The organism is Gemmatimonadota bacterium (genome assembly GCA_039715185.1).
In the GTDB taxonomy this organism is placed as follows: domain Bacteria; phylum Gemmatimonadota; class Gemmatimonadetes; order Longimicrobiales; family RSA9; genus DATHRK01.
The window spans coordinates 1-1403 of the sequence record JBDLIA010000215.1 but is presented as its reverse complement, the minus strand read 5'-3'; the positions used below and the strand labels follow the sequence as shown (position 1 = coordinate 1403).

The 1403-nt window shown below is 69.9% G+C and carries 2 protein-coding genes; both read left to right on the top strand.

Annotated features, from left to right (window positions below; all coding sequences use genetic code 11):
- Nucleotides 1–247 precede the first annotated feature (247 nt).
- The gene (locus ABFS34_16815; protein MEN8377088.1) at nucleotides 248–772 is read left to right on the top strand and encodes a hypothetical protein; all 525 of its coding nucleotides are present in this window, start codon (nucleotides 248–250) and stop codon (nucleotides 770–772) included.
- A 60-nt stretch (nucleotides 773–832) separates the two neighbouring features.
- A partial coding sequence (locus tag ABFS34_16810) for a hypothetical protein (GenBank protein ID MEN8377087.1) occupies nucleotides 833–1403 on the top strand: 571 nt, incomplete at its 3' end.

Genomic DNA, 1403 nt, shown 5'->3' with positions numbered 1-1403 from the left:
CGCCACGCTCACCTCCCCGTGGTCTACGGCATGCCGGCGTTCGATTCCATTCGAGACGATCCCAGGTTCGTGGCGCTCGTGCGGGGGATGGGGCTCTAGGGCGATTCATCGGCTGGGGCGTCGTTCCACCGTTGCGGCACCCCCCGCGGGCGAGCGACATTGCCGCGTCCGATCGGGTCCGCCGCCGTCCCGCCAGGGCGCCCTCGGCGTCTCAGGCGCGGCCAGTCCAACATGCCGGAGCACGCCCATGCAAGCCTTGCCGAAACGCACCCACGCACGCGCGGCGCGCGCCGCGGCCGCCGCGATCCTGTCGCTGGCGCCCCTGACGCCGGCAACCGCGCAGGCTCCGGACGGGGCGGAGGCCGAGGTGCTGGCCGCGGTGCAGGAGTTCTTCGACGCCATGGCGGCGCGCGATTCCGTGGCGGCCGCGGACATCCTCATCGATGAGGGTGTGTTCTTCGCGGTGGGGACGCAGGACGGCGTTCCCGGCCATACCGTGTCCAGCCACGCCGCCTTCGCGCGCCTAGTGGGCCAGCTCGAGGATCCGATCATCGAGCGGATGTGGGACCCCGAGGTTCTGATGCACGGTCCCATCGCCATCGTCTGGGCGCCCTACGACCTCTACCGGGGCGATGATTTCAGCCACTGCGGCGTGGACGGGTTCAGCCTCGTCCGGACGCCCGACGGCTGGAAGATCGCCGCGATCATCTTCACCCGGGAAACGGAGGACTGTCCGGACAATCCCGCGGGGCCGCTCGGTGGTGGTTCCTGAGCGCTGCGCCGCCGTCGACCCAGCTCTGGTCAGGGCGCCGAGGCCCCTCGTGAGCGGCCGATGAGCAACCGCCCCTCGTTCCTGGACGAACTCAAGCGCCGCAAGGTGGTGCGCGTTGCGGTGGTGTACGGCGCGACGGCGTTCGCCTTGCTGGAAGCAGCCGACCTGATCGTGCCGCGCCTCGAGCTCCCCGACTGGACGATCACTCTGCTGCTGGTGATCGCCATTCTGGGTTTGCCGCTCGCCCTAGTGATGGCGTGGATGTTCGACGTGAAGGATGGGGGCGTGCAAAGGACCCCGGACGCGGATGAGGCCGAGGATAGGTCGCCCGCGGCCCGCGAAGCACGCGCCGGCGCCCAGGCCTGGATTTCGCCACGCGCCGCAGCCGGAGCCGGCGTGGTGTTGGTGGTCGGCCTGGCCATCGGGTGGTTCGCGGGCCGCTCGCCCGCTGAATCAGGAGCCGGTGGAGGGGATGAGCGCCCATCAATCGCCGTGTTGCCGTTCGCCAACGTGGCGCAGGATCCCGCCGCGCTGCCGTTCGTGGACGGCCTCCATGACGACCTGCTTACCCACCTTTCCCGGCTGGAACTTTTTCGGGTGATTTCGCGGACGTCGGTGCAGGACTACAGGG